This is a genomic window from Variovorax sp. F042, from assembly GCF_057814215.1.
In genome coordinates this window covers 1-278 of the sequence record NZ_JBVASX010000109.1, presented here as the reverse complement: position 1 = coordinate 278, position 278 = coordinate 1, and the positions used below count along the sequence as shown (strand labels likewise).

At 69.8% G+C, this 278-nt stretch carries 1 protein-coding gene; it reads left to right on the top strand.

The genetic code is table 11. The features are described from left to right. Nucleotides 1–68 precede the first annotated feature (68 nt). The coding region (locus ACZYSP_RS35630; RefSeq protein WP_489019278.1) for a hypothetical protein at nt 69–278 on the top strand (210 nt) is incomplete at its 3' end.

Here is a 278-nt window from a genome sequence, read left to right as displayed (position 1 = left end):
ACTACGGCTACAGCCTCGCGCTGGGCAGCGCCGAGGTAACGCTGCTGACGCTCACAAAAGCCTAACCCATGCTGGCCAACGGCGGGCGCTACGGCACGACGACGCTGACCGCGCGGCCACCAGTGCCTGCGGACAAGACGAAGGCAGGCGCCCCGCCGCTGCTCGAGCCGCGCGCCGGCTTGATCGTCGGCGACATCCTCTCCGACCCGACCGCGCGCACGCGCACCTTCGGCCTCGACAGCATCCTCTCCACCCGATTCTGGACGGCCGTGAAGACC